The organism is Limnohabitans sp. T6-5, assembly GCF_003063315.1.
Classification (GTDB): Bacteria; Pseudomonadota; Gammaproteobacteria; order Burkholderiales; family Burkholderiaceae_C; genus Limnohabitans_A.
The window spans coordinates 682,752-709,129 of sequence record NZ_NERV01000001.1; the positions used below are offsets into that span (position 1 = coordinate 682,752).

Annotated in this window: 31 protein-coding genes; 12 read left to right on the top strand and 19 right to left on the bottom strand. The window is 58.6% G+C overall.

What is annotated here, in order from left to right; genetic code table 11:
- Positions 1-2 precede the first annotated feature (2 nt).
- Positions 3-476: a hypothetical protein gene (locus B9Z51_RS02900; RefSeq protein ID WP_108371610.1), complete on the top strand. Its 474-nt coding sequence runs from the start codon at positions 3-5 to the stop codon at positions 474-476.
- Positions 477-836: 360 nt separating this feature from the next.
- Here the strand turns inward: B9Z51_RS02900 and B9Z51_RS02905 are convergent, their stop codons facing one another.
- The 4 genes from B9Z51_RS02905 to xseB form a co-directional block, all read right to left on the bottom strand.
- A complete protein-coding gene (locus B9Z51_RS02905; RefSeq protein WP_108371612.1) occupies positions 837-1,916 on the bottom strand; it encodes a TRAP transporter substrate-binding protein in 1,080 nt (359 codons plus the stop codon).
- A 162-nt stretch (positions 1,917-2,078) separates the two neighbouring features.
- Complete coding sequence (dxs, locus tag B9Z51_RS02910; RefSeq protein ID WP_108371614.1) at positions 2,079-3,947, bottom strand: 1-deoxy-D-xylulose-5-phosphate synthase; 1,869 nt, start codon at positions 3,945-3,947, stop codon at positions 2,079-2,081.
- Between the two features lie 3 nt (positions 3,948-3,950).
- Complete coding sequence (locus B9Z51_RS02915) at positions 3,951-4,859, bottom strand: polyprenyl synthetase family protein (protein ID WP_108371616.1); 909 nt, start codon at positions 4,857-4,859, stop codon at positions 3,951-3,953.
- The gene (gene xseB / locus B9Z51_RS02920) at positions 4,856-5,107 is read right to left on the bottom strand and encodes an exodeoxyribonuclease VII small subunit (protein ID WP_108371618.1); all 252 of its coding nucleotides are present in this window, start codon (positions 5,105-5,107) and stop codon (positions 4,856-4,858) included. Before xseB ends, B9Z51_RS02915 begins: the two co-directional genes overlap by 4 nt.
- A 261-nt stretch (positions 5,108-5,368) precedes the next feature.
- Here xseB and B9Z51_RS02925 point away from each other — a divergent pair, with 261 nt between their 5' ends.
- The 3 genes from B9Z51_RS02925 to B9Z51_RS02935 are packed head-to-tail and all read left to right on the top strand — an operon-like array spanning position 5,369 to position 8,270.
- A complete protein-coding gene (locus B9Z51_RS02925) occupies positions 5,369-6,496 on the top strand; it encodes an aromatic ring-hydroxylating dioxygenase subunit alpha (protein WP_108371620.1) in 1,128 nt (375 codons plus the stop codon).
- Between the two features lie 13 nt (positions 6,497-6,509).
- Entirely contained in the window at positions 6,510-7,397 is an 888-nt protein-coding gene (locus tag B9Z51_RS02930; protein WP_108371622.1) for a DMT family transporter, read from the top strand.
- A gap of 15 nt (positions 7,398-7,412) precedes the next feature.
- Positions 7,413-8,270, top strand: a complete 858-nt coding sequence (locus B9Z51_RS02935) for a sulfurtransferase (RefSeq protein ID WP_108371624.1) — start codon at positions 7,413-7,415, stop codon at positions 8,268-8,270.
- A gap of 70 nt (positions 8,271-8,340) precedes the next feature.
- Here the strand turns inward: B9Z51_RS02935 and rplS are convergent, their stop codons facing one another.
- The 4 genes from rplS to rpsP all read right to left on the bottom strand — a co-directional run bounded on the left by rplS (position 8,341) and on the right by rpsP (position 10,595).
- Positions 8,341-8,724 (bottom strand): 50S ribosomal protein L19, encoded by a 384-nt coding sequence (gene rplS, locus B9Z51_RS02940; RefSeq protein WP_108371626.1) that lies wholly within the window; start codon positions 8,722-8,724, stop codon positions 8,341-8,343.
- Between the two features lie 192 nt (positions 8,725-8,916).
- On the bottom strand, positions 8,917-9,681 hold the full coding sequence (trmD, locus tag B9Z51_RS02945) for a tRNA (guanosine(37)-N1)-methyltransferase TrmD (RefSeq protein ID WP_108371628.1): 765 nt from the start codon (positions 9,679-9,681) through the stop codon (positions 8,917-8,919).
- Between the two features lie 28 nt (positions 9,682-9,709).
- Positions 9,710-10,327 (bottom strand): ribosome maturation factor RimM, encoded by a 618-nt coding sequence (gene rimM, locus B9Z51_RS02950; RefSeq protein ID WP_108372669.1) that lies wholly within the window; start codon positions 10,325-10,327, stop codon positions 9,710-9,712.
- A gap of 16 nt (positions 10,328-10,343) precedes the next feature.
- Positions 10,344-10,595: a 30S ribosomal protein S16 gene (gene rpsP / locus B9Z51_RS02955; protein ID WP_108322193.1), complete on the bottom strand. Its 252-nt coding sequence runs from the start codon at positions 10,593-10,595 to the stop codon at positions 10,344-10,346.
- A 135-nt stretch (positions 10,596-10,730) separates the two neighbouring features.
- Here rpsP and B9Z51_RS02960 point away from each other — a divergent pair, with 135 nt between their 5' ends.
- Positions 10,731-11,252, top strand: a complete 522-nt coding sequence (locus tag B9Z51_RS02960; RefSeq protein WP_108371630.1) for a GNAT family N-acetyltransferase — start codon at positions 10,731-10,733, stop codon at positions 11,250-11,252.
- Positions 11,253-11,259: 7 nt separating this feature from the next.
- A complete protein-coding gene (locus B9Z51_RS02965) occupies positions 11,260-11,706 on the top strand; it encodes a hypothetical protein (RefSeq protein ID WP_108371632.1) in 447 nt (148 codons plus the stop codon).
- Positions 11,707-11,779: 73 nt separating this feature from the next.
- Here B9Z51_RS02965 and B9Z51_RS02970 read toward each other — a convergent pair whose 3' ends face one another.
- The 8 genes from B9Z51_RS02970 to B9Z51_RS03005 form a co-directional block, all read right to left on the bottom strand.
- Complete coding sequence (locus tag B9Z51_RS02970) at positions 11,780-12,793, bottom strand: inorganic phosphate transporter (protein ID WP_108371634.1); 1,014 nt, start codon at positions 12,791-12,793, stop codon at positions 11,780-11,782.
- Positions 12,794-12,814: 21 nt separating this feature from the next.
- Positions 12,815-13,462: a DUF47 domain-containing protein gene (locus tag B9Z51_RS02975; protein WP_108371636.1), complete on the bottom strand. Its 648-nt coding sequence runs from the start codon at positions 13,460-13,462 to the stop codon at positions 12,815-12,817.
- Between the two features lie 94 nt (positions 13,463-13,556).
- On the bottom strand, positions 13,557-13,919 hold the full coding sequence (locus tag B9Z51_RS02980; RefSeq protein WP_108371638.1) for a DMT family protein: 363 nt from the start codon (positions 13,917-13,919) through the stop codon (positions 13,557-13,559).
- On the bottom strand, positions 13,916-14,407 hold the full coding sequence (gene folK / locus B9Z51_RS02985) for a 2-amino-4-hydroxy-6-hydroxymethyldihydropteridine diphosphokinase (RefSeq protein WP_108371639.1): 492 nt from the start codon (positions 14,405-14,407) through the stop codon (positions 13,916-13,918). Before folK ends, B9Z51_RS02980 begins: the two co-directional genes overlap by 4 nt.
- 5 nt (positions 14,408-14,412) lie before the next feature.
- On the bottom strand, positions 14,413-15,972 hold the full coding sequence (gene pcnB, locus B9Z51_RS02990; protein ID WP_108371641.1) for a polynucleotide adenylyltransferase PcnB: 1,560 nt from the start codon (positions 15,970-15,972) through the stop codon (positions 14,413-14,415).
- Entirely contained in the window at positions 15,969-16,637 is a 669-nt protein-coding gene (locus B9Z51_RS02995) for an HAD family phosphatase (RefSeq protein ID WP_108371643.1), read from the bottom strand. The genes pcnB and B9Z51_RS02995 overlap by 4 nt, the downstream gene beginning before the upstream one ends.
- Positions 16,634-17,320, bottom strand: coding sequence for a DnaA regulatory inactivator Hda (gene hda / locus B9Z51_RS03000; RefSeq protein WP_108371645.1), 687 nt, complete (start codon positions 17,318-17,320; stop codon positions 16,634-16,636). Before hda ends, B9Z51_RS02995 begins: the two co-directional genes overlap by 4 nt.
- Positions 17,317-18,408, bottom strand: coding sequence for an AI-2E family transporter (locus B9Z51_RS03005; protein WP_108371647.1), 1,092 nt, complete (start codon positions 18,406-18,408; stop codon positions 17,317-17,319). The genes hda and B9Z51_RS03005 overlap by 4 nt, the downstream gene beginning before the upstream one ends.
- A 158-nt stretch (positions 18,409-18,566) precedes the next feature.
- Here B9Z51_RS03005 and purM point away from each other — a divergent pair, with 158 nt between their 5' ends.
- The gene (gene purM, locus B9Z51_RS03010; protein WP_108371649.1) at positions 18,567-19,598 is read left to right on the top strand and encodes a phosphoribosylformylglycinamidine cyclo-ligase; all 1,032 of its coding nucleotides are present in this window, start codon (positions 18,567-18,569) and stop codon (positions 19,596-19,598) included.
- 13 nt (positions 19,599-19,611) lie between these two features.
- Here purM and B9Z51_RS03015 read toward each other — a convergent pair whose 3' ends face one another.
- Together B9Z51_RS03015 and murJ are read right to left on the bottom strand one after the other, a co-directional pair.
- On the bottom strand, positions 19,612-20,472 hold the full coding sequence (locus B9Z51_RS03015) for a SirB1 family protein (protein ID WP_108371650.1): 861 nt from the start codon (positions 20,470-20,472) through the stop codon (positions 19,612-19,614).
- A 16-nt stretch (positions 20,473-20,488) separates the two neighbouring features.
- Positions 20,489-22,054, bottom strand: coding sequence for a murein biosynthesis integral membrane protein MurJ (gene murJ, locus B9Z51_RS03020; RefSeq protein WP_108371652.1), 1,566 nt, complete (start codon positions 22,052-22,054; stop codon positions 20,489-20,491).
- A 157-nt stretch (positions 22,055-22,211) separates the two neighbouring features.
- On the opposite strand from murJ, the gene rpsT reads away from it, so the two are divergent.
- A complete protein-coding gene (gene rpsT, locus B9Z51_RS03025; RefSeq protein WP_108371654.1) occupies positions 22,212-22,514 on the top strand; it encodes a 30S ribosomal protein S20 in 303 nt (100 codons plus the stop codon).
- A gap of 254 nt (positions 22,515-22,768) precedes the next feature.
- Here rpsT and B9Z51_RS03030 read toward each other — a convergent pair whose 3' ends face one another.
- Positions 22,769-23,089, bottom strand: coding sequence for a DUF3579 domain-containing protein (locus tag B9Z51_RS03030; RefSeq protein ID WP_108371656.1), 321 nt, complete (start codon positions 23,087-23,089; stop codon positions 22,769-22,771).
- Positions 23,090-23,299: 210 nt separating this feature from the next.
- Between B9Z51_RS03030 and B9Z51_RS03035 the strand changes: the two genes are divergently transcribed.
- From B9Z51_RS03035 to B9Z51_RS03050, 4 genes are read left to right on the top strand one after another with little or no spacing between them, the layout of a single operon-like run.
- The gene (locus B9Z51_RS03035; protein WP_108371658.1) at positions 23,300-24,502 is read left to right on the top strand and encodes an aspartate aminotransferase family protein; all 1,203 of its coding nucleotides are present in this window, start codon (positions 23,300-23,302) and stop codon (positions 24,500-24,502) included.
- Positions 24,499-25,434 carry an ornithine carbamoyltransferase gene (gene argF / locus B9Z51_RS03040; protein WP_108371660.1) on the top strand — a complete coding sequence of 312 codons (936 nt, stop codon included), beginning with the start codon at positions 24,499-24,501 and terminating at the stop codon, positions 25,432-25,434. Before B9Z51_RS03035 ends, argF begins: the two co-directional genes overlap by 4 nt.
- A gap of 12 nt (positions 25,435-25,446) precedes the next feature.
- Positions 25,447-26,007 (top strand): hypothetical protein, encoded by a 561-nt coding sequence (locus B9Z51_RS03045; RefSeq protein ID WP_108371662.1) that lies wholly within the window; start codon positions 25,447-25,449, stop codon positions 26,005-26,007.
- Positions 26,004-26,312 carry a YkgJ family cysteine cluster protein gene (locus B9Z51_RS03050; RefSeq protein WP_108371664.1) on the top strand — a complete coding sequence of 103 codons (309 nt, stop codon included), beginning with the start codon at positions 26,004-26,006 and terminating at the stop codon, positions 26,310-26,312. The genes B9Z51_RS03045 and B9Z51_RS03050 overlap by 4 nt, the downstream gene beginning before the upstream one ends.
- Positions 26,313-26,378: the final 66 nt, after the last annotated feature.

Here is a 26,378-nt window from a genome sequence, read left to right on the forward strand (position 1 = left end):
CCATGCCCGTTACCGAAGCCTCTTCTACGCTGCCCTACCCCTACCAGTCCCCCTCACAGGCCATGAGCGAGCAGGCTTTTGGCCCGCTGTTCAAGGCATTGGCATGGAGCATGGTGCTGGCTTTGCTGGTTTGGTACTGGCGTCTGGGCATCGACTGGCAATCTCGCCAGGGCATCCTGAGTGCGGTGGTCATCAGCATGATGGCTTTCACCGCCTGGCACATCCAGCGCAGCCGCATCACGTTGGACACCGATGCCATCGAACAGACCTGGATGTGGCGCCGCCGCGTCACCTTGAAGGAGCTGGCTTTCGTCAAAGTCATGCGCGTCCGTGGGCTGGAGTTCCTCATCGCCCCCCGCATCTATGTGCGCAACCTGGGCGGCACATTCACCTTCTTTTACTGCCATGACCGGGCCATGCTGGACGAATTCGCCCGTCTGGCCGAAGCCCTGAAACGTCACGAACAGCGAGTCTGACACGCCGCCTCGTCGGACTCTTTGCGTGCCGACTTACGCGATGTGTGTCTGTTTGCAGGTCGGTGGTCAAAGACTCCGACGTTAAGGGTGAATCCACCACCACACTCATGCGGGCAATGGCTGCAAAGTGGAGGTTTGTCGGACTCTTCGAGTGCTGACCTACGGGATGCTTGTCCTTCGTAAGTCGCTGGTCGAAGACTTCGACGTTAGCGGCAGATTCACCACCACACCCATGCGGGCAGTGGCTGCAAAGCGGAGGCTTGTCGGACTCTTCGAGTGCCCACCTGCAAGAGGTGATTTCTGGCGAAAAAAACCCGCCGGGCATGCGCGCGGCGGGCTGGTTTGCAGATCGAAAAACGATCAGAGCTTCTGAGCCTGCATGAAGCTGTCAAAACGGGCTTCACCGAAACGGAACCACCAGTTCTGATCGGCACGGAACTTGGCGTAGTCTTCGTAGACTTTTTTCCAGCCAGGGTTCTTGGTGTTCAGTTCGGAATACACGTCCTGCGAGTGCTTGAAGGCCACGTCCATCATTTCTTTCGGGAAAGGCAGGACCTTGGTCTTCTGAGCCGCCAGCTGTTTGAGTGCACCGGGGTTGAATGCATCGTACTTGGCCTGGATGTCCACATGGGCGAAGGTAGAAGCGGCTTCAATGATGGCCTTGTTTTCAGGGCTCAGGGCATCGTAGGCTTTTTGGTTGACCATCAGCGTCAGCTGTGGGCCGCCTTCCCACCAACCGGGGTAGTAGTAGAACGGCGCGACCTTGTTCAGGCCCAGTTTTTGGTCGTCGTAAGGGCTGATCCATTCAGCAGCGTCGATCGTGCCTTTTTCCAGCGATTGGTAAATCTCGCCAGCAGGAATGTTTTGCGCAACCACGCCCATACGCTCGAGCACTTTGCCTGCAAAACCACCCACGCGGAACTTCAAGCCTTTCAGGTCGGCCGAAGACTTGATTTCCTTGCGAAACCAGCCGCCCATCTGGGTGCCGGTGTTGCCCATCATGAAGTTGACGATGTTGTACTTGGCGTAGTGCTCACGCATCAGCTTCATGCCGTTGCCGTGCACCATCCAGGCCGTCATCTGGCGGCTGTTCAGGCCAAATGGAATGGCGCAGTCCAGGGCGAAGGTCTCGTCCTTGCCAAAGAAGTAATAAGGCGCAGTGTGGGCACATTCCACGGTGCCGTTCTGTACGCCATCGAGCACACCGAAGGCGGGCATGAGTTCACCGGCGGCGTGGGTGGTGATCTCGAATTTGCCGCCACTCATTTCCTTGACTTTTTTGGCAAAAAGCTCAGAACCACCGAAGAGGGTGTCCAGCGACTTGGGAAAGCTCGAAGCCAGACGCCAACGAACGGCACTTTGGGCATGCACAGCAGGGGCCATGCCTGCGGCCAGCACACCTGCCAAGCCTGCATTTTTGATGATGGAACGACGATCCATGAATGAACTCCTCTTTGAAAAATAAACACACCCCAAACTTCAGGGCATGGACATAAGCGGTAATGTCTATTTTAGGAACATCCCATACGCGCACCGGGCCGGGTTTACCCTTCCAGAAGCAGATGCCCTGGCACAGGAGTGCGGCGTCTGAAGTCTTTTTAACTACTGGCCGATAGACTGACTGGCTGACGGAAAGCGTTGACGGATCGCAGCCTCGATGCCCGCAGAATCCAGACCCTGCAATGCCAGCAACTTGGCCGGATCACCGTGCTCAATGAACTCATCGGCCAACCCCAATTGCAAGACGGGTCGAACCAGAGCCAACTGTTGCAGGGCTTCCAACACCGCACTGCCTGCCCCACCCATGACACAACCTTCCTCCACCGTCACGATCTGGCCGTGATCTTTGGCAATCTGCGCCAGCAATTCGGTATCAAGTGGTTTGACCCAGCGCATGTTGACCACCGTGGCATTCAACGCCTCGCCTGCCAGCAGCGCCTGGGTCAGCAAGCTGCCAAAAGCCAAAATTGCTGTACCTTGCCCCACTCGGCGCACTTCACCCTTGCCAAAAGGCAAGGGTGTCAGATCGGCAAAGGGGGCCAAGCCCACCCCGGCACCGCGTGGGTAACGCACGGCCACAGGATGGTTTTGCGCGTACGCAGTGCTCAGCAACTGGCGGCACTCGCGCTCATCTGCTGGGCAAGCCAGGCTCATGTTGGGAATGCAACGGATGAAGGCAATGTCATAGGCCCCCGCATGGGTGGCGCCATCAGCCCCCACCAGACCCGCCCGGTCAATGGCAAACAGCACCGGCAGGTTTTGCAAGGCCACGTCATGGATCAGCTGGTCGTAGGCTCGCTGCAGAAAGGTCGAATAAATCGCCACCACCGGCTTGAGGCCTTCACAGGCCATGCCTGCTGCAAAGGTCACGGCATGCTGCTCTGCAATGCCCACGTCGTAATAACGGTCCGGGAAACGGCGATGAAAATCCACCATGCCCGAGCCTTCACGCATGGCCGGGGTGATGCCAACCAGTCGGGGGTCTTGCTCGGCCATGTCACACAGCCAATGGCCAAACACTTGGGTGAATGTGGTTTTGGGGGGCGCCGCTGGCGGCAGCAAGCCCACCGCAGGATCGAACTTGCCGGGGCCATGGTAGGCCACCGGGTCGGCCTCGGCCAGCTTGTAGCCCTGCCCTTTTTTGGTGACCACATGCAAAAACTGTGGCCCGGCCAGGTGTTTGATGTTTTCCAGTGTCGGAATCAGCGATTCCAGATCGTGTCCATCGATGGGGCCGATGTAATTGAAGCCAAATTTCTCAAACAAGGTGGCGGGCACCACCATGCCTTTGGCGTGCTCTTCCAGGCGCTTGGCCAGCTCGAACAGAGGCGGGGCATTCTTGAGCACGTTCTTGCCGACGTTCTTGGCGGCGGCGTAAAACTTGCCACTCATCAGCTGAGCCAGGTAGCGGTTCAACGCCCCCACGGGTGGGCTGATCGACATGTCGTTGTCGTTCAAAATCACCAGCAGTTTGCAATCTTCCACCCCGGCGTTGTTCAAGGCTTCAAAGGCCATGCCGGCGGTCATGGCCCCGTCACCGATCACGGCAATGGCGTGGCGTGGTTCCCCCTTTTGACGCGCGGCCAAAGCCATGCCCAACGCGGCCGAAATGCTGGTGGAAGAATGGCCTACGCCAAAGGTGTCGTATTCGCTTTCATCCCGACGCGGAAAGCCCGATAGCCCGCCCAACTGGCGCAAGGTGGGCATGCGCTCGCGGCGCCCCGTCAAGATTTTGTGGGGGTAGGTCTGGTGCCCCACGTCCCAAACGATGCGATCCTGGGGTGTGTTGAAGACGTAATGCAAAGCCACGGTCAGCTCCACCGTGCCCAGGTTGGAGCTCAGATGCCCCCCCGTTTTGGAAACATTGTTCAGCACACAAGCACGCAACTCGTCGGCCAGCTGCGGCAAATCGGTGCGCGCCAGTTGGCGCAAATCGGCGGGAGATTGGATGGAATGGAGCAAAGTGGTCATGACTTAATGGGTTCGTTGCACCACCATGGCGGCCAGGGCGCGCAAGGGCATCAGTCGCTCGGCGGGCAAACCGGTGTCTGTGAGTGCTTGCGCAGCTTCCTGCGCCAATTGATCGGCCAGGCGCTGCGCAGGCTCCAGGCCCATCAGCGCCACATAGGTGGGTTTGTCAGCCGCCGCGTCTTTGCCCGCTGTCTTGCCCAGGGTGGCGGAATCGGCGGTGACATCCAGAATGTCGTCCACCACCTGAAACGCCAGGCCCAAAACTTCACCAAATCGGGTCAAGGCTGCGGACGTTTGGGGTGCTACAGCGGGACAGCAGGCCGCCCCCATTTGCACACCGCACAGCAAAAGCGCACCCGTTTTGAGACGGTGCATCTGGCGCAACTGCGCTTCATCCAGGCGATGGCCCACGCTGGCCAGGTCAATCGCCTGCCCCCCGGCCATGCCGTAATAGCCACTGGCGCGGGCCAGTAAACCCACGCAAGAAGCCTGCACCGGGGCGGGCACCGATCCGTCTTGAGGGGTCAACAACTCAAACGCCAAGGCTTGCAGCGCATCGCCTGCCAGCAAAGCCTGCGCTTGACCAAACTGCACATGCACCGTGGGTTTGCCGCGTCTTAGCACATCGTTGTCCATGCAGGGCATGTCGTCATGCACCAGTGAATAGGCATGAATCAACTCCAGCGCGCAAGCCGCACGCAAAGCAGCGGGACTGTCCGCAGGCGCACCGACGGCTTCAGCCGTGGCGTGCACCAGCAGGGGACGCAGACGCTTACCGCCATCGAGCACGGCATATCGCATGGCCTCGCCCAATTGCGCAGGCGCCTGTGGGTCAACCCATTGCGACAGCGCTGCTTCAACACGGGCCAGATGCGCTTGCATCCAGCCTTTGAAATCCAAAGCCAAGTTCATGCGCCGTTCCAGGGTTTGAGTTGACCGCCATCCAGTACTTTGATTTGGTCTTCCACGGCCTTGAGCTTGTCTCGGCAAAACGCCAGCAAGGCCGCGCCCCGTTGGTAACCGGACAACAACAGATCCAGAGGCATTTGACCCGACTCCAACTGCCCCACCAACTGCTCCAGTTCCGACAACGCCGCCTCGTATGTGGCGGGCAGTGGCGGCGCTGCGTCCGGGGTCTGGATGGGGGAAGCCTTGGGCATGGGATGATCCGAAAAAACCCTGATTTTAGGCGCTTCGCCTTGCTTTGACGCATGCCCCAGACCTCACATCGATGCAAAAACCCTGGGAGGCCGGTCTCACAAACACTTGGGGCCAACAGGGGCAAAGGGCCAAACACCTCGCAGGGTACAATCCCTACCTCCTCGACAGGGCGTACCCTGTCATTTTTTTGCGCCAGGATCGAAGGATTCAGCGCTTTGTCCCTGCCCCTTCATAGGGGGAGTCTCTAGGTCAGGTCACCCATGTCTGATTTAAGTCTTCAACTGCAGCAGGCCGCAAGCCAACTACCAGTTTCAACTTATTTCGATGAGGCGCTGTTCCAGCGCGAATTGAAAACCCTCTTCCAGCAAGGTCCGCGCTACGTAGGCCACCAACTGGCTGTGCCCCATGTGGGCGATTACTATGCCCTGCCCCATGAGGCTCAAGGCAGGGCCTTGGTGCGAAATGCCCAAGGTGGCGTAGAGCTGGTCTCCAACGTCTGTCGGCACCGTCAAGCCATCATGCTGAACGGTCAGGGCAACCTGAACACACAGCAAAAAGGCCATGCGGGTGGCAACATCGTCTGTCCCTTGCACCGATGGACCTATTCGCCTGCAGGCGAGCTGCTGGGAGCACCCCATTTCTCGCACGACCCCTGCCTGAACCTCAACAACTATAAGCTGCAGGCATGGAATGGACTGCTCTTTGAAGACAACGGTCGCAACATCGCTGCCGACCTGGCCCATATGGGTCCGCGTTCTCAGCTCAACTTTGAGGGCTACGCGCTCGATCGTGTGGAGTTGCATGAGTGCAACTACAACTGGAAGACCTTCATTGAGGTCTATCTGGAGGACTACCACGTCGGCCCCTTCCACCCCGGGCTGGGCCAGTTCGTCACCTGCGACGACCTGAGTTGGGAGTTCAAGGAGCACTATTCGGTGCAAACCGTGGGTGTATCGGGCGGTTTTGGCAAACCCGGCTCGGACACCTACAAAAAATGGCATGAGGTGCTTCTGAAATACCGCAACGGCGCCTTGCCAGAGCGCGGTGCCATCTGGTTGACCTACTACCCACACATCATGGTCGAGTGGTACCCGCATGTGCTGACGGTCTCGACCCTGCACCCGATCAGTGTGGACAAGACCCTGAACATGGTCGAGTTCTACTACCCCGAAGAAATCGTTGCCTTCGAGCGCGAATTCGTCGAAGCCCAGCAGGCCGCCTACATGGAAACCTGCATCGAAGACGACGAGATCGGCGAACGCATGGACGCAGGACGCAAAGCCCTGCTGGCGCGGGGCGACAATGAAGTGGGCCCTTATCAGAGCCCCATGGAAGACGGCATGCAGCACTTCCATGAGTGGTACCGCCGCCAGATGCCTCCCCTCTGAACAGAAAACACCGATGCAAGCCTCCTGGATGCTCCTTGCTTCGCTGTTTTTCGCATCGATGAGCGTTTGCATCAAATATGCATCCACTCATTTCAATACATTTGAGTTGGTCTTTTACCGGGGCCTGATCGGCATCGCCTTCATGGCGGCCTTGTGCCGGGTGCAGCGAGTATCGTTGCGCACTGCGATCCCCATGATGCATATCTGGCGCTCGATCATTGGCGTGGCCTCCTTGTCGGCCTGGTTTTATGCCATTGCCCACTTGCCCCTGGCCACAGCCATGACGCTCAACTACATGAGTGGCGTCTGGGTGGCGGCCTTTTTGATCGGCGGCACCCTGGTCATGGGGCGCTTGCAAGATGCGGGCAAACAAGGCCCCATCGTGCTCACCGTGATTGCGGGCTTCAGCGGTGTGATCATGATCTTGCGCCCCACCATCGAACAAAACCAGCTGTTTGCGGGCGTGATTGGATTGCTTTCAGGTCTGGGCGCTGCAATGGCCTATATGCAAGTGGCTGCACTGGGACGTGTGGGTGAGCCTGAATCGCGCACCGTTTTTTACTTCTCGATCGGCAGCACCATCGTAGGGGCCATTGCCATCGTGTTCACAGGTGCCAGTGCATGGACCTGGCCAGAAGCCTTGTGGCTTTTACCCATCGGCGTGCTGGCTGCACTGGGACAACTGAGCATGACCAAGGCGTACAGCAGTGGAGCCACCTTGGTGGTAGCCAACTTGCAATACTCAGGCATCGTGTTTGCGGCCTTGTTTGGGCTGTTTTTGTTTGGCGACCAGATTCCCTTCATGGGCTGGGCTGGCATGGGGCTCATCATCGCCAGCGGCATTGCTGCCACAGTCCTGCGCAACAGAGCCTTGCCCACAGCTCCCGCAGAAGAACACTGACAAAGGAGAAGCACCTTGTACAACCTGTTGATCACCGTCGCCCAACTTCAAGCCTTGCAACAACAAGGCGCAGCGTTAGCCGTGCTGGACTGCAGTTTTGATCTCATGAAGCCTGATTCGGCTGACCAGGGGTTTCAGACTGAGCACATTGCCGGGGCAATGCAAGCCCACCTGGACCGTGACCTGAGCACGCATGATGCCAGTCAAGCCGTCAATGGCGGGCGCCACCCCCTACCCCAACGCGAGTCCGTGGCCCGCTGGCTAGGTCAAATGGGCATCCGCAACAGCGCGCAAATCGTGGTGTATGACCGCAATGCCAGCCAGTATTGCGGGCGCTTGTGGTGGATGATCAAATGGTTGGGGCACGACGCTGTGGCCGTTCTGGATGGCGGGTTGCAAGCCTGGAAAGCCCAAGGTGGGCCTCTGGTATCCGGCCCTGCCACAACAGGCCAAGCCACAAATTTTGAGCTCAAAGCGCCCTTGCGGCGCCTGGTTTTAACTGAAGACGTGGTGTCTCAACTGGCTCGCCCCACACAAACCATTATCGACGCCCGCGCAGCCGCTCGCTACCGTGGCGAGGTGGAACCACTCGACCCGATTGCGGGACACATCCCGGGCGCGCTGAACCGGCCATTCACCGACAATTTCACGACCCAGGGATTCTTCAAACCCACCGATGTGCTGAAAGCCGAATGGGAGCAAGTCCTGGCAGGGCGCAACGCAGAAACGGTGATTCACCATTGCGGCAGCGGCGTGACAGCGGTCCCCAACCTGTTGGCCATGGAGTTGGCCGGTTACCCTCCCGCTGCCTTGTATGCGGGCAGCTGGAGTGAATGGTCACGCACACCGGGCTTGCCCTGCGCACAAGGCTGAAAAGCCACGCCCCATAAAAAAACCGCCCTGGGCGCGAACCCGGGCGGTTTTTTGTACCGTCGAAAAGACTTTACGCAGCGGCCACGGGGGCTGCTTTGCGCTGAGGCAACTTTTCTTTGATACGTGCCGACTTGCCGCTGCGGTCACGCAGGTAGTACAGCTTGGCGCGGCGCACATCACCACGACGCTTGACTTCGATGCTGGCGATCACAGGGCTGTAGGTCTGGAACGTACGTTCCACGCCTTCGCCACTGGAGATCTTGCGCACGGTGAAGCCGCTGTTCAGACCACGGTTACGCTTGGCGATCACAACACCTTCGTAGGCTTGGACACGCTTGCGCGCACCTTCAACCACATTGACGCTGACGATCACGGTATCGCCGGGGGCAAATTCAGGAATCACTTTACCCAAACGGGCAATTTCTTCCTGCTCAAGAGTTTGAATCAAATTCATTTTTTGAACTCCGTCCGATCATGCCTCGCTACACAAGGGGCGTTCTGTGCTGTAAAGGCCATCTTTTGAAAAATGACTGAGCCAGATCGCGGCGGGTAGAGGATCGAAAAGCCTGCCATTATAGCTTTTTACAATCTCAAGTTTCCAAACCCTGTTCTGCCCCGCACCAGGGTTCCACAAGGCACGAAGCCGTCACTCACCCGAAATGGGCAGATTTTTCAAAAAAATCTCATCTTGACGACTCAATCGACCCTCTTCGCGCGCCTGGTGCAGTAACTCAGGGCGATGCTGGACCGTCAGGCGCAGGCTTTGCTCACGTCGCCACCGCTCAATGTGGGCATGGTGACCGGACATCAATTCGGCAGGCACTGCATGGCCTTGCCAGACCTCAGGGCGGGTGTAGTGCGGGCAGTCCAGCAGACCATCCAGCGCGGGGTTGAAGCTGTCAAGCTGGTGGCTGCCTTCGTCGTTGAGCACGCCCGGCTGCAAACGCGCCACGGCATCCAGCAGCGCCATGGCGGCAATCTCACCACCGGACAAGACAAAATCGCCCAAGCTGATTTGCTGATCGACATATTGATCGATGAAACGTTGATCGACGCCCTCATAGCGCCCACACAACAGTACAGCACCCGCACTTTGGGACCATTGAGCCACGGCGGTGTGCCTCAGGACCTTCCCGATGGGCGAAAACAGCACCAGAGGTGCGGGTTCGGCCTCGTTGCGCTCTGCACGGATGGCGGTGAGTGTTTTGAACAAGGGCTCGGCCAACATGACCATGCCGGGACCACCGCCAAACGAACGGTCATCCACCCGGCGGTAATTGCCTTCGGCATGATCGCGGGGATTCCACAAGCGCACATCAACCAAGCCACCTTCGTAAGCGCGACGTGTGATGCCGCTGGTCAAAAGCGACGCAAACAGTTCGGGAAACAGCGTGATGATGTCAAAGCGCATGGATGTGGCCCTCCACGGCCGAGGCCGATCAGTAGTCGGGCTGCCAGTCAACGGTGATGCGTTTACCAGGTAGATCGACGTCGGCGACAAAAGCACTGACAAAAGGAATCATGCGCTCGATGGGCTTACCGCCTTCGACTTCGGGCGCGGCTTCGATCACGAGCACGGTTTGAGGTCCGGTGGACATCAGGTCGCGCACTTCACCCAAGGCAACGCCTTCGCGGTTCACCACCTGCAGGCCTATGAGGTCTACCCAGTAATACTCGCCATCGGCAGCCGTAGGAAAGCTCGAACGCGGCACGAAAATGCGTGCGCCACGCAAGGCCTCTGCGGCATTGCGATCTTCGATGTCGTGAGCGGTGGCCACGATGGTGTCAGAATGGTTTTTGGACTCTTTGATGCGCAACAGCAATGGCTCGGTCCATGCAGCAGCTTCAGAATTGGCGGCTGCAGCTTCCACTGGTCGCTTGGGTTTCATGGGCCGATCGGGCGACAACAAAAACCAGCGCTTGGAAGAAAAAAGCGCCTCGGGCGAGGCGCTGTGGGGCAAGACCTTAAACCAGCCTTTGATGCCCCAGGCATCGGCAATGCGCCCGACTTCGATGGCGTCAGCGGGCAGAGCCGCTGTCTCCAGAGGTGGACGCATGGCCGACATCAGCCGATCAGGCTGCTGCTTTGCCAGCTTGACGGATCAGGCGTTCCACGGTGGGAGAAGCCTGAGCGCCAACGCTCTTCCAGTAGGTCAGACGGTCTTGAGCAATGCGCAGACCTTCTTCGCCACCACGGGCAGTGGGGTTGTAAAAACCGATGCGCTCGAGGAAGCGACCATCGCGACGCACGCGCTTGTCGGCGACGACGATGTTGAAGAAAGGACGTGCTTTAGAGCCGCCGCGGTTCAAACGAATAACAACCATGATTTATCCTTGGGTGGTTGGGTCTCTTCGGAACAAATGCCGAGACACCCGATTTCTTCCAGCGTTTGAGACACGCAACTGGCCACCCGGCCAGTGACACACTGAAAAGCCCACCATTATATAACGGGAGCAAAGATGCCCTTGATTCGACCCAGCCGTGATGAGGATGTCGCGGCCATCACCGCGATTTACAAACACCATGTTCTGACTGGAACCGGCACTTTCGAGATCGATCCGCCCTCAAATGCCGAGATGAGCGCCAGGCGTGCGGATGTCTTGAGCAAAGGGCTGCCCTATCTGGTGATTGAAGATGGAACAGAGATTCTGGGCTTTGCCTACTGCAATTGGTTCAGACCGCGCGCGGCCTTTCGCTTCTCCGCCGAAGACTCCATTTACATGGCGGCGAGCGCACACCAAAAGGGCCTGGGCCGTGCACTGCTGAGCGAATTGTGTCGCCAGGCTGAGCAGGTGGGCGTTCGAAAAATGATCGCGGTGATTGGCGATTCGGCCAACGCAGGCTCCATCGGCGTGCACCGCAGCCTGGGTTTCAGCCATGTGGGCATCGTCACCGCCTGTGGCTGGAAATTTGATCGCTGGCTCGACATGGTGTTCATGGAAATGCCTTTGGGCCTGGGAGACACCGCTGCTCCGCAATAATGGAGCAATGAAAAACAAAACACTGGCCACTTGGCTGACATTCTGGGGCGGCCCACTGGGCTTGCACCGTTTCTACCTCAAAGGTTTTGGTGACACCTTGGGCTGGCTGCTGCCCGTGCCCACGGCATTGGGCATTTACGGCTTTCAACGCGTCCAGGCCTTGGGGGTGGATGATCAACTCAGCTGGGTATTGATCCCGCTGCTGGGCTTCACAATTGCAGGCTGCGCCCTCAATGCCATCGTCTACGGCCTGATGGACACAGAAAAATGGAATGCCCGCTTCAACCCCCAAAGCCCAAGCGATGCCAGCGCAGGACAAACCCATTGGGGCACGGTCATTGGCGTTGTCACTGCCTTGCTGGTGGGAACCGCCATTTTGATGTCCAGTCTGGCCTTCAGCTTTCAGCGTTATTTTGAATACCAGATTGAAGAAGCCCGACTGATCAGCCAATGAAAAAGCCACCGGGCTTTTTTGAAGTCCGATGGCTTGGGGTCAAGGCCGGGCAACCAAACCCGGATCAAGGGGATCAGGAAAAGATCTGGAAGCTGACCCAATAGGCGATGGCGGCCACGAATGCGCTGGCAGGAATGGTCAAAATCCACGCCCAAATGATGTTACCAGCCACGCCCCAGCGCACCGCACTGGCGCGTTGGGTGGAGCCCACACCGACAATGGCGCCGGTGATGGTGTGGGTGGTCGACACCGGAATGCCCAGTGCTGTCGCCAGGAACAAGGTCATGGCCCCGCCTGTTTCTGCACAGAAACCGCCCACAGGCTTGAGCTTGGTGATTTTCTGCCCCATGGTTTTCACAATGCGCCAGCCACCAAACATGGTGCCCATGCCAATGGCCATGTAGCAACTGATGACCGTCCAAGACGGAGGCGACTTGTCAGCCGCTGAGGCATAACCTGTAGCAATCAGCATCATCCAGATGATGCCAATGGTCTTTTGCGCATCATTGCCGCCGTGACCCAGGCTGTAGGCGCCCGCAGAGATCAGCTGCAAACGACGGAACCATTTATCCACTTTGGAGGGGCGTGCCCGGCGAAAGATGTTGGCAACGATGACCATCATCAGCGAGCCGAGCAAAAACCCCAGCAAAGGCGAGACGAAAATGAAGGAAACGGTCTTGATGATGCCCGAAGACACCAAAGAGCCCGCACCCGATTTGGCAATTACCGCACCCACAATGCCGCCAATCAAAGCGTGCGATGAGCTGCTGGGGATACCGTAATACCAGGTGATCACGTTCCAGGTGATCGCCCCCACCAACGCGCCAAACACCACATGGGTGTCGACCACACCGGGCTGAACGATGCCTTTTCCGACCGTTGCTGCCACGCTCAGGTGAAAGATGAAAATGGCCACAAAGTTGAAAAAAGCAGCAAACACCACCGCCTGAGTGGGCTTGAGCACGCCCGTAGAGACCACAGTGGCAATCGAATTGGCTGCATCATGAAACCCGTTCATGAAGTCAAAAATCAGGGCCAGGGCAACCAGCAAGATCACCACCCACAAGGCCGCTTGTACGGTTTCCATAGTCAGAATTCCTGCTTCAGATCAGGAATTTTCGAGGACGATGCCCTCGATCTGATTGGCCACGTCTTCACACTTGTCGGTGATGGTTTCCAACAGTTCGTAAATGGCCTTGAGCTTGATGATCTCGCGCACATCGGCTTCTTCACGGAACAACTTGCTCATGGCGCTGCGCATCACGCGGTCGGCATCGGACTCAAGACGGTCGATTTCCTCACAGGTTTTGAGCGCGGACTCGGCCACCGCAGGCTCACCGATGCGGGCCAGCAGTTTGACCGCATCCTGCACACGCTCACAGCAACGCACAGACAAGTCGGTCAGGCGTGTGATCTCTTCGGTCATGTGGCGCACGTCATAAAGGGCCATGGTTTCGGCAGAGTCCTGGATCAAGTCGGCCACATCGTCCATGAGGTTGATCAAGGCGTGAATCTGCTCACGGTCGATCGGGGTGATGAAGGTGGTGTGGATCAGGCGGTTGACCTCTTGGGTCACTCGGTCCGCTGCGTGCTCGGCGTTGTCCACATCACGGTTGTACTTTTCGCGCAAGTGGGTGTCGCCGTAGTTAGCCACCAAATTGGAGAACGCGCGAGCGGCTTCAACAATGCGCTCAGCGTGTTGGTTGAACAGTTCAAAAAAATTGCCTTCTTTGGGCAGCAACTTGCCAAACAGCATGGGTAACTCCTGATTGCTTGAAAAAGCGAATGTGACATTCGCATGACTGCGGCGAGTTTAACCGCAGGCCATCGCCGGGCGTATCGCGAATGGATCACCCACTTCGGAAAATGAAATAAACCGCCCCTACCATGCAAAGTCCCGCCCAAAGGTAGTCCAGCTTGAAGGGTTCCTTGAGATAAATGACCGCAAAGGGCACGAAAACGGTCAAGGTGATCACCTCTTGCATGATTTTGAGCTGCCCCACACTGAACTGCGTGTGGCCAATGCGGTTCGCGGGCACCTGCAAGAGGTACTCAAACAACGCAATGCCCCAGCTCACCAAGGCGGCGATGTACCACGGCGCCGCCGACATGTTGCGCAAATGGCCGTACCAAGCAAACGTCATGAAAACATTGCTGCCCAGCAGCAGCACCACGGTTTGCAAAGACACAGGCCACGAAGTCCAGAAACTCATGACATGGACTCACTCAATGGTTCAATCTTCTGCCCCGCCACGCCAGTCCAGTGCGCAGCAGTGACCAGATCTGGCGCCAGATCAGCCAACGGATACAGCACAAAGGCACGGCCCCACATGCGCGGATGCGGCACCGTCAAGCGAGAGCTGTCAATTTGGGCGTCACCGTAGAGCAACACATCCAGGTCCAGCGTGCGCGGCGCATGGCGATAAGGCCTGAGGCGTCCGGCATCGTTTTCCAGGGCTTGCAAGGCATCCAGCAAATCGGGCGCACAAAGCCGAGTGCTCAGCCGGGCCACGGCGTTGATGAAATCAGGCCCCTGCGCCTCATGAGGGGCTGTGCGGTAAAGGCGCGAACGACCTGTACACACCGTTGCGGGCAATTGCGCCAGCGCTGCCAAACTGTCCAAAACGGTTTGACGCGCGTCGCCCAAATTGGCCCCGACTGCCACATAGGCCGTTACAGGGCTTGACTGCAGGGCGGGCATGAAACTTATTCTGCGCTGCCCGTGGGGCCGCCCTGCTCCCCATCGGGTTTGCGACGGCGACGGCGGCGTTTCTTCGGCGCTGCCTCGTCATCGGCGGCCTCGCCCAGATCGGGCGAAGGACCCGGTGCAGTCTTGGGCGCGGGTGCGCGGGCAGCAGCTGCGCCTTCCGGTTTGGGGGCACGACGCACCTTGGGTTTGGCCGATTGTTCGGCTTTGGCCGCATTGACCAGATCCTCACGCTCGGCATCGCTGGCCATGCTGAACTCCTGCCACCAGTCGGACAGGCGCTCATCCACCTCCTGCACATCGGCACGCAGGCGCAGGAAGTCAAACCCGGCCCGAAAGCGCGGCTGCTCCACCAGGCTGAAAGGGGTGGCGCCTACACGTTTTTCAAAGCGCGGCTGCATCATCCAGATTTCACGCATGTCGGCGGCCAATTTGCCGCGTCCCGAGACATCGCCAATGCGGGCGTCAAACACCTCATCAATCGCATCCTGAAGCGCCGGATAAGGATGTTCCTTGCGGGCCAGGCGTTGCGCCCAGCCATCGCGCACATCGGCCCAGAGCACGCACGCCAGCAAAAAGCTCGGGGCCACCGGTTTGCCCTCGCCCACACGCCGATCGGTGTCAGCCAGGGCGCCTTTGACAAAAGCACTGTCCGCACGCTCCACCACCACATCGAGCAGGGGGTAAATGCCTTTGGCCAAGCCCAGATGTTTGAGCTGCTCAATCGAGGCCAAGGCGTGGCCGGTTTGCAGCAGTTTGAGCATCTCGTCAAACAAGCGACTTTGCGGCACATCGGCCAGCAAGGCTTTGGCCTCCACCAGGGGTTTGGCCGTTTTGCTCTCCAGCTTGAAGCCCAAGGGGCTCAGTTTGGCCGCGAAACGCACAGCGCGGATGATGCGCACCGGGTCTTCGCGGTAACGGGTGGCTGGGTCACCAATCATGCGGATCGTGTGCTTTTTGGCATCCTGGATACCACCGTGGTAGTCCACCACGATTTGCGACTGAGGGTCGTAATACATCGCATTGACCGTGAAGTCGCGGCGTGTGGCGTCCTCGTCTTGCGGCCCCCAAACGTTGTCGCGCAACACACGGCCTGTCGAATCCACAGCATGCTTCATGCCTTCGAGCTGGCGCTTGCTGGTGCGTTCATTGCCCTTGACCTGCTCGGCGGCCGCATTGTCCAGATGCGCACGGAAAGTCGAGACCTCGATCACCTCGTGTTCACGGCCACGCCCGTACACCACGTGCACGATGCGAAAACGTCGGCCAATGATGAAGGCCCGGCGGAACAGCCCTTTGACCTGTTCCGGCGTGGCATCGGTGGCCACATCAAAGTCTTTGGGCCGCAAGCCCAAGAGCAAATCGCGCACGGCACCGCCCACGATGTAGGCCTCAAATCCGGCTTGCTGCAAGGTGCTCACCACGTTCACCGCACGCTCGTCCACCAATTGAGGGTCAATGCCATGAACCGATGCGGGCACTTCGGTGCGACGTCCGAATTGGGGCTTGCTGCCGCCAGCCGGTTTGCCCAGCAGCTTGGTGATGAATTTTTTGATCATTCTTGAAACAGTTCGAGGATGCGCCAGCCACGCTCTGTGGCCAGTTGACGCAACCGAGCGTCAGGGTTCGTTGCCACCGGATGGTGGGCTTTTTCCAAAAGAGGCAGATCGTTCATGGAGTCCGAGTAAAAACTCATCTCCACATCGCCCCAGTCCAGGCCACGCGCGGCCAGCCATTGGGCAACCCGGGTGACTTTGCCCTCCTGGAATGAGGGCGTGCCTTGAATCTCGCCAGTGATCCAACCCGTGCTATCCCTTTCGAGTTCCACGGCAATCAACTCGCTCACGCCAAATGCCTGGGCAATCGGTCGGGTCACAAACTCATTGGTGGCCGTCACGATCATTACCGTGTCTCCGGCGTGTTGGTGCGACTTAACCAGTGCCCGCGCTTCGGGCATGATGCGGGGCCGGATCACTTCATCCATGTAGCGCGCATGCGCCTGCGCTGCCTGGGCCGCGCCGCGCTCGCGTGCCGCTTGCGTCGCAAAGCGCACATAGTCATGAATATCGAGCGTGCCAGCTTGGTAGTGGGCATAAAACTCGTCGTTGCGTTGACTGAACACGGCAGGGTCATTCCAGCCCAACTCGGTCGTGAACACCCCCCAGGTGTGATCAGAATCGATCGGCAGCAGCGTGTGATCGAGGTCAAACAAGGCAAGTTTCATTCATTCTCCAGCATGGCTCGGACCAGCGGAATGGTCAGGGCGCGCTGCGTTTGCAAGGCAAATTGATCCAGATGATCCAACAACTGCATCAAACTGCCCAGATCACGCGAAAAGCGTTTGAGCATGTAAGACATGACCTCATCGCTCAAAAAAAGGCCCCGAGCATCCGCCTCCTGGCGCAATACAGCGCGGCGCTCGGGTTCGTCCAGCACACGCAGCGCATGCACATGCCCCCAGCCCAAACGGGTGCGCAAATCGTCGCGCAACTTCAAATCGGCTGGTGGCAGAGCCCCAGCAGCCAGCACCCAGCGGGGGGCGCCCCTGCGCGGCGTGAGCGCATTGACAAACCAGTTGAATGCCGAGTGCTGTTGCTCCGAATCGTACAAATGCACATCGTCCATCAACACCGCCGACCAAGCTTCATTGAACTCTGGCGGATTCATGGTCTGGGCATCGAGCCAGCCTACCTGCGCGCCCTGCTCTCTCAGAACATGGTGAACGGCTTGCAACAAATGGGTTTTTCCTGATCCGCTTTCACCCCACAGGTAGCTGGGCACAGGCGCCCGCGTGCCGCCTGCAGTCCACAAACGCAAATGCTCCAATGCAGCGACATTGGAGCCTGCAAAAAAATTGTCAAGCGTCGGTACTGAGGCCAGGCCGATGTCCAAAGCGAGTTGCTTCATGCCTGATCAGCGCCTTTCTCACTCTGTACAGTACCGCTATTTTGGTACAAGCTGCTGTCCAAATAACGCAGCCGCAAGCCTCTCAGCGCCACCAGCAACACGGCACTGGCAGGCAAGGCGATCAACACGCCAACAAAGCCCATCAATTGCCCAAAGGCCATCAAGGCCAAAATGACCGTCAGCGGATGCAAGCCAATACGCTCCCCCACCAAACGCGGGGTGAGCACAAAACTCTCAAGCAATTGCCCCAAGCCAAACACCACAGCCACCATGAGCAGGGCCTGAGATGACGCAAACTGCAGCAAGCCCGCCAGCAAGGCCAACACCAGCCCCATGCCAAAACCCAAGTAAGGTACAAACACAGCCAGCCCAGTAAAAACACCTATCGGCAACGCCAGGTCCAAACCAAACAAACTCAAACCCACCGCGTAATACGCCGCCAAAGACAGCATGACCAACATCTGACCGCGCAAATACTCACCCAGGACCTTGTCACTGTCACTCATGAACTGATCGACAAGGCTGCGCCAGGCAGGGGGCACCAATTCGATGAACGAATCAACCAACCGGGACCAGTCATACAGCATGTAAAACAAAGCCACCGGCACCAGCACCACATGTCCCACCAGGGCCAAGGCGGTGCTGCCTCCCAATTTGAGGGAGGACATCAGAGGTGCCCACCAGTCTTCTCGGTTGGCAGTGAGGTAATCCATCAACTGATCCTTGAGGTCTTGCACATCCAAAGACACATGCAAGCCCAATTGCTCAAGCCACGGGTTGATGACCACACCCAGTTTGTCAAAGAGCAACGGCAGCTGCTGCTTGAGCAAAGGCCATGCACGTACCAAGATAGGCGCCAGCAATAGGAAAATGCTCAGCAATGCCAACAAGGCCAGGCCTTCTACGCAAATCACTATCACCACCCGATGTATGCGGCCGCGAAACAGCGTCTCCATTTTGAGCACCAGGGGATGCAACACATAAGCCAGCACGGCCGCCACCACAAAGGGGGTCAACACAGGCGCCAGCAACCAGAAAACAAGCACAGCCAGCAAAGCCAAGCCCAGCCATGCGGCCAAGCGGGTCATCGAAAATGGGAAAGAAGCTTGCAAGATCGTCTCGTCTTTTGTGGAAGGATTGGCCGAAGGTCTAGGGTCAACCCTTAAAATAAGCGTTGATTTTAGTCTGCCAGCCCGTTTATTGGCCCCCCTGCCCCCTATTTAACTGCCCGCTTCGGGCCAAAACCATGAGCCACACACCCCTTTCCTACAAAGACGCAGGCGTTGACATCGTTGCGGGCGACGCGCTGGTCGAGCGCATCAAGCCCCTGGCCAAGAAAACCATGCGCGAAGGCGTGCTGGCCGGCATCGGCGGCTTTGGCGCCCTGTTTGAAGTGCCCAAGCGTTACAAAGAGCCAGTGCTGGTGAGCGGCACCGACGGCGTGGGCACCAAGCTCAAGCTGGCGTTTGAATGGAACATGCACGACACCGTGGGCATCGACCTGGTGGCCATGAGCGTGAACGACGTGTTGGTGCAAGGCGCCGAGCCCCTGTTCTTCCTCGACTACTTTGCCTGCGGCAAGCTCGACGTGGATACCGCCGCTGCCGTGGTCGGCGGCATTGCCAAGGGTTGCGAGCTGTCGGGCTGCGCCCTGATCGGCGGCGAAACCGCCGAGATGCCCGGCATGTACCCCGCTGGCGAATACGACCTGGCTGGTTTTGCGGTCGGCGCCGTCGAAAAATCCAAAATCCTCACCGGGCAGAACGTGAAAGCCGGTGACGTGGTGCTGGGCCTGGCGTCGAGCGGCGTGCACTCCAATGGATTCAGCCTGGTGCGCAAGTGCATCGAGCGCGCAGGTGCCAATGCCCCCGCCACCCTGGACGGCAAGCCTTTCAAGCAAGCACTGATGGAGCCCACCCGTCTGTACGTGTTGAATGTGTTGGCTGCGCTGGCCAAACACCCGATCAAAGCACTGGCCCACATCACCGGCGGTGGCTTGCTGGAGAACATCCCCCGCGTGCTGCCCGATGGCCTGGCCGCGCACCTGCAAAAAGGCAGCTGGCCCAAGACCGAGTTGTTTGCCTGGTTGCAAAAAACCGCAGGTATCGACGACATCGAGATGAACCGCACCTTCAACAACGGCATCGGCATGGTGGTGGTGATCGACGCCGCCGAAGCCGAGGCTTGTGCCGCCACCTTGCGTGCAGCCGGTGAACAGGTCTACACCATCGGCGTGATTGCCCCACAAGACACAGGTGAGCAAGTGGTGGTGGCCTGACCCCCGCAAAAAATCAACCGCCTGAGAGTTCGCTGATGCGATGCCTCAGCGCGGTCTGGTCGGATGCCTGGGGTTGGGCATCCAGGTAAGTCTGCAAATCCTGCTTGGCCTCAGCGCAATGGCCCAGCTCGGCATGCACCAATCCACGGTCACGCACCTCGGTCCAGGATTCGGGCAACAAAATCACCAGCCTGTTGAGCACCTGCAACATGCGCGGCCAGTCTTCTTGCGCACGGAAGATTTCCTTGAGATTGCGCAGCATGCGCGCCAACAAATCACGCGCTGGACAGGCCTGCAAGTACAAACCCAAAGGTGTTTCCCCATCGTCCAGGTCGGCACCCGCGGCCCAATCGATGTCATCACGGTAAGGCCCCAAGCGTTCGGCCAAGTTGTCAATGCCCAAGGATTCACCCGTTAACGGATCAAGCACAACCAAACCGCCCAAAAGCGTGATCTTGACCAGAAAGTGCCCCGGAAACGAAATGCCCTGCGCACGCAAATTGAGGCCCGCCGCCAACTCCAGCCAAATGACAGCGAGGGAAATCGGAATGCCCCGGCGCGTGCGCAGCACCTCATGCAAATAGCTGTTCTCGGGCGCGTAATAGTCATTGGCGTTGGCGCCAAAACCCATGTCTTTGTAAAACACCTGGGACAAAATGGCCAGGCGCGTCAGATCATTGGCATCCACCGGCAAGCTGGCCTTGACCCGCTTGAGCAGGCGCTCCACATCGTCCAACACATGCTGCACATCCAGCTCTGGCTCTTCGTCTTGCGCCAAACTCGCCGCCGCCTCCAGCACGGGGAAATGCTCATCGCTTTGCACCAGGCTCGCGAAATAGGCCAAGGGCGACGGAGGTTCCAGGTTCAATTTCATGTTGATCGCTCCACGCTTACCGTTTGAGGAAAGCACGATGCCGCAAGCCCGAGGCCCACAAGGCGCCAAAATACAACAAGGCAGAAGCCAGCAAAACCGCCACCATCCAGCCCATGCGCTGGCCTGTGTGTTCGCGCATCGCCACCCAAGGCAGATCATGTGCCGCCCACCACAGAAAACCCATCAACAAGGCCGTCGCCATCATCACTTGCAACGCAAACCGCAACCAACCGGGCTGGGGCTTGTAACTGCCCCGCTGCAACAAGCCCCATAACAACCAGGCTGCATTTACCAATGCGCCCAAACCAATGGACAAGGCCAGACCGGCATGCGCCAGGAAAGGCACCAGGGCCAAATTCAGCAGCTGGGTGACCACCAACACCACCACAGCAATTTTCACCGGCGTGCGAATGTCCTGGCTGGCGTAATACCCTGGCGCCAACACCTTGATGGCCACCAAACCCAGCAAACCGACGCCGTAACCCGTCAAAGCCAATGTGGTTTGCTGCACATCGCGCGCGCTGAAAGCGCCGTAATGGTAGAGCACGGCTACCAAGGGTTCCGAAAAAACCAGCAAAGCGGCTGCGCAAGGCAAGGCCAGCAAAACCACCAAACGCAGACCCCAATCGAGCATGGCGGCATAGCGCTCGATGTCGCCAGTGGCTTTGGCGGCTGCCAATTGCGGCATCAGCACCACACCCAAAGCCACTCCCAGCATGGCGGTGGGAAATTCCATCAAACGGTCGGCGTAAGTCAACCAACTGACACTGCCAGGCGCCAGATGCGAGGCGATTTGGGTGTTGATCAGCAAAGAAATTTGCGCCACACCCACACCCAGCAATGCGGGCGCCATCAACCGCAAAATGTTGCGTGTGGCCGGACTTTGCCAAGCGTGACGAATGGCCGATGGCGTCGACCCCAGACGCGGCATCAAACCCAGACGGCTGAGAACCGGAATTTGAACCAGCAGTTGCAACAAGCCGCCCAACATGACACCCGCGGGCAAGGCAAATACAGCCTCAATGCCTTGCACGGACAACCAAGGCGCCAACCACCAGGCTGCAGCAATCACACTCATATTGAGTAAGACGGGTGTGGCCGCAGGCACGGCAAAACGCCTCCAGGTATTCAAAATACCCGCCGCCAGCGCCACCATGGACATGAAGCCGATGTAAGGAAACATCCAGCGCGTCATCTGCACCGCAGCGTTGTACCCGCGGGGGTCTTGCTGCAAGCCGCTGGCCAAAGCCCAAACCAGCCACGGGGAAGCCAAAACACCGACCAAAGACAAAACCAGCACTGTCCAGCCCAGTGCCGTGGCCACACTGTCGATGACCTCCTTCGTCACCTCATCGCCATGCTGGGCACGGCTGGCGGCCAAAACCGGCACAAACGCCTGACTGAAGGCCCCCTCGGCAAACAAGCGACGAAACAGATTGGGTATGCGAAACGCCACATTGAAGGCATCGGTCAATGCACTGGCTCCGAAAGCCGAAGCAATCAACAACTCACGCACCAAACCAGTGACCCGCGAGGCCAGGGTAAACAGAGAAACGATAGAGGCAGAACGAAGAAGGCTCATTGTCCCGAGAGTGTAGCGACCCATGTTGACCTGCTCGGGTGTACTGCAAGCAGTTCTTGCTGCTTTTGTGCCAGCCCCCGGTGCATCAGAAGTTCCTGATTACTGCTAGAATGCTGGGTTCGCCGACAACATCCTCAGACCCCCAAAGGAAATCATCATGGCATCAGCCAAGCCCAAGAAAAAGAACCCCCGCCTTGCCTCCGGCCGCAAACGCGTCCGTCAAGACGTCAAGATCAACGCCGCGAACTCTTCGCTGCGCTCCAAATACCGCACCGCTGTCAAGAACGTCGAAAAGGCTGTTCTGGCTGGCGACAAAACCAAAGCCACTGAACTGTTTGCCAAAATGCAAACCGTCGTGGACACGATTGCTGACAAAGGCATCTTCCACAAAAACAAGGCTGCTCGTGACAAGAGCCGCCTGAGCGCCAAAGTCAAGGGCTTGGCCCTGGCTGCAGCCTGATCCGCTTTCAAAGATCAACAGCCCGGCCGGGTCACCTGGCCGCCGTTTGAAACGGGTGCGCTGTCAGCGAAATAAAAACCGCCTTCGGGCGGTTTTTTCATTTGTGGCTTTGGTTTGCTGGGGTGAAGGTGACGTTGTACGCCGCATGATTCGCAAGTTCATGAAATCAGCGCCCACGACAGCCCGCACCTCTGCTCAATGGCTGTATTGACACCATAAAAACCGCCCGAAAGCAGTTGGATTTTGTGCTGGAATTATTTGGCTGACGGCGGGTCAGGCAACAAACAAGCTTCTGCCACTTGCAGGCCATTGTCACGGGCGAAGTTCATGACGAAGTCCCAAGCCATGACATCGTATTCACGCAAATCGCGGTGAACCACCACACATTTGACGCCGCCCAATGTGGTGGGAATGCACCAGGGCGAATAACTGAGGTGGCTGCCCGGCGTTGCGCCGCCGGGGCGAAATGGGCTCATCACACCTGCCAAACGTTCGGCCCAGTCGCTGGGGCGGAATGTTCTGCCATCCTGGGTGATGCCCTGGATGAAAACTTCTTTGGCGTTGTTGGAAACCATCGGATAGAGGTGTGAGTGAAGACTTTCCAGTGACCGGGATCGCCGAGCACTGGTTTACCCGAGTATTGTATCTTATATAAGACTTGAGCCAGTCAGACGCTCGCCAATAAGCCGCCGCAAGCGCTGCGCTCAAGCTGCGCCGTTCTGCCTCTAAAATCTCGTTTCAACGGCCCTCTTCGTTGGGCCGCTTTTTATTTCAGGAGTTCACGCATGCCCGCTTTCATTGAAGCCGCCTCACCGCACACCATGAACACCTATGGCCGACTGCCGATTGCACTCAGCCATGGTCAGGGTTGCCGAGTTTGGGACGTCAATGGCAAGGAGTACCTCGACGCATTGGCCGGTATTGCCGTGAACACCCTGGGCCACAACCACCCAGAGTTTGCCCCCGCACTTCAGGACCAAATCAGCAAGATCATCCACACCTGCAACTATTTCCATGTGCCCAACGCCGAAGTTCTGGCGGCCAAGCTGGTGGAGTTGTCGGGCATGACGAATGTGTTCTTTTGCAACTCGGGCCTGGAAGCCAACGAAGCGGCCATCAAGCTCGCTCGCAAGTTCGGCCACGACAAAGGCATCACCAACCCCAAGATCGTCGTCTACGAAAAAGCCTTCCATGGCCGCAGCATCGCCACGCTCAGCGCCACAGCCAATGTGAAACTGCAGCAAGGCTTTGGCCCCTTGCTCGAAGGTTTTGTGCGGGTGCCGCTCAACGACATCGAGGCCCTGAAAAAAGCCACTTTGAACGACCCCGATGTCGTGGCCGTGTTCTTTGAAACCATCCAGGGCGAAGGCGGCATCAACCCCATGCGCGCCGATTACCTGCGCGACGTGCGCGCCCTGTGTGACCAGCAAGACTGGCTCTTGATGATCGACGAAGTGCAGTGCGGCATTGGCCGCACCGGCAAATGGTTTGCCCACCAGTGGGCAGGCATCGTGCCCGACGTCATGCCGCTGGCCAAAGGACTGGGCTCGGGCGTGCCGATTGGCGCGGTGGTGGCCGGCCCCAAGGCCGCCAACATCTTCCAGCCCGGCAACCACGGCACCACCTTCGGCGGCAACCCGCTGGCCATGCGTGCCGGTGTGGAAACCATCCGCATCATGGAAAAAGACGACCTGCTGGGCAACGCCGCCCGCCTGGGCGCTCACTTCCACGACCAGCTGACCGCTGCATTGGGCGGACTCAAGGGCGTCAAGGAAATCCGTGGCCAAGGACTGATGATCGGCATCGAATTCGATCGCCCCTGCGGTGTGCTGCTCAAGCAAGCCGCCGACGCGGGCCTGATCATCAACGTGACTGCCGACACCGTGGTGCGCCTCTTGCCCCCCCTGATCATGACCACCGCCGAAGCGGACGAGGTGCTGGCCATCCTCTTGCCGCTGATCAAAACCTTTTTGGCAGAACAAGCATGAGCCTTCAGTCCCCCGTGCCTGTTCGGCACTACCTGCAGTTCACCGACCTGAGCGCCGACGAATACGCGCACGTCCTGACGCGTGCCGCCGAAATCAAACGCAAGTTCAAAGCCTACGAAAAATACCACCCACTGGCCGACCGCACGCTGGCGATGATTTTTGAAAAAGCCAGCACCCGCACCCGCGTGAGCTTTGAAGCGGGCATGTACCAACTGGGCGGCTCGGTGGTGCACCTGACCACCGGTGACAGCCAGCTCGGCCGCTCCGAGCCCATCGAAGACAGTGCGCGTGTGATCAGCCGCATGACCGACATCGTCATGATCCGCACCTATGGCCAAGACAAGATCGAGCGCTTTGCCTCGCACTCGCGTGTGCCCGTCATCAACGGCCTGACCAACGAATTCCACCCCTGCCAAATCCTGGCCGACATCTTCACCTACATCGAGCACCGCGGTTCGATCACGGGCAAGGTGGTGGCCTGGGTCGGCGACGGCAACAACATGGCCAACACCTGGCTGCAAGCAGCCGAGTTGCTGGGCTTCACGGTCCATGTGAGCACCCCCAGCGGCTACGAAGTCAATGAAACCGTGGCTGCCCTCAAAGGCAAGGCCAACTTCAAGCTGTTCAGCGACCCGCTCGAAGCCTGCCGGGGTGCCGATCTGGTCACCACCGACGTGTGGACCAGCATGGGTTACGAAGCCGAAAACGAAGCGCGCAAAAAAGCCTTTGCCAACTGGTGCGTCAACGAAGCCATGATGCAAGTGGCCAAGCCTGATGCCCTGTTCATGCACTGCCTGCCCGCCCATCGCGGCGAAGAAGTCAGCGCCGAAGTCATCGACGGCCCGCAATCGGTTGTGTGGGACGAAGCCGAAAACCGCATGCATGTGCAAAAGGCACTCATGGAGTTTTTGCTCTTGGGCCGGGTTGATTGATCACAGAAATGTATGGAACTGATCGAACGGCTTCTCCCGCAATGGCAGTTCAGTGAACAACACGCCTTGGTGCTGGATGGTGTGACGCCCGCTCACGCTTACGCCAGCATCCTTCCAGGCCTCAGCACGCAAGACCCACTGATCAACCAAGCGATTGCGCTTCGCGAAGTGCCCGGTCGCTTTTTGCGTGCGCTAGGCCTGTCACGGAACGCCCTGCCATCACAACCCTTTGGCTTTCACAGTTTTACGCTGCTGGGTCAAGTGCCCAACGCGGAAGTCGCCTTTGGTCTGGCTGGCCGCTTCTGGCAACTGGATTACGGGCTATGCCCTGTTGCCAATGCGGAAGAATTTGCCGCCATGATCGACCAACCGAGGCTGGTGCTCAATGTCTGTGTGGAACCCTTGGGCGATCACAGCTGCCATTTGCTGACACACACCCGCGTGCATTGCCCCGACGAGGCACAGCGCCGCCGCTTCGCGCCCTATTGGTTCGCCATCCGTCCGGTCAGTGGTCTGATCCGCCAGCGCCTGCTGCGGCGCATCGCCCAACTCGCCCGAGCCACATCGCCATGAGCGCCTGCACCACCTGCGGCGCTTGCTGCGTGAGCTTTCGGGTGGACTTTTCCGTGTACGAATACGAAGAAGGCGGCGGGGATGTGCCCGCTGGGCTGGCCTCGCCCATCACCGAGCACACCTGCCGCATGCGCGGCACCGACCACAGCCCGCCGCGCTGCGCCGCGCTCTATGGCAAAACGGGCGAGAAAGCCATTTGCGGCATTTACGAATGGCGGCCCTCGCCCTGTCGTGAATTTGAAGAAGGCAGCCCCGCCTGCGAACAAGCGCGCCGCCGCCACGGCCTGCCTTTACTGAACCCCTGAAGTCTTTTTCCCGGGTGTTGGAAATAACCGACACCACGGGTTTTTGTGGGGTGCTACCTTCGCACA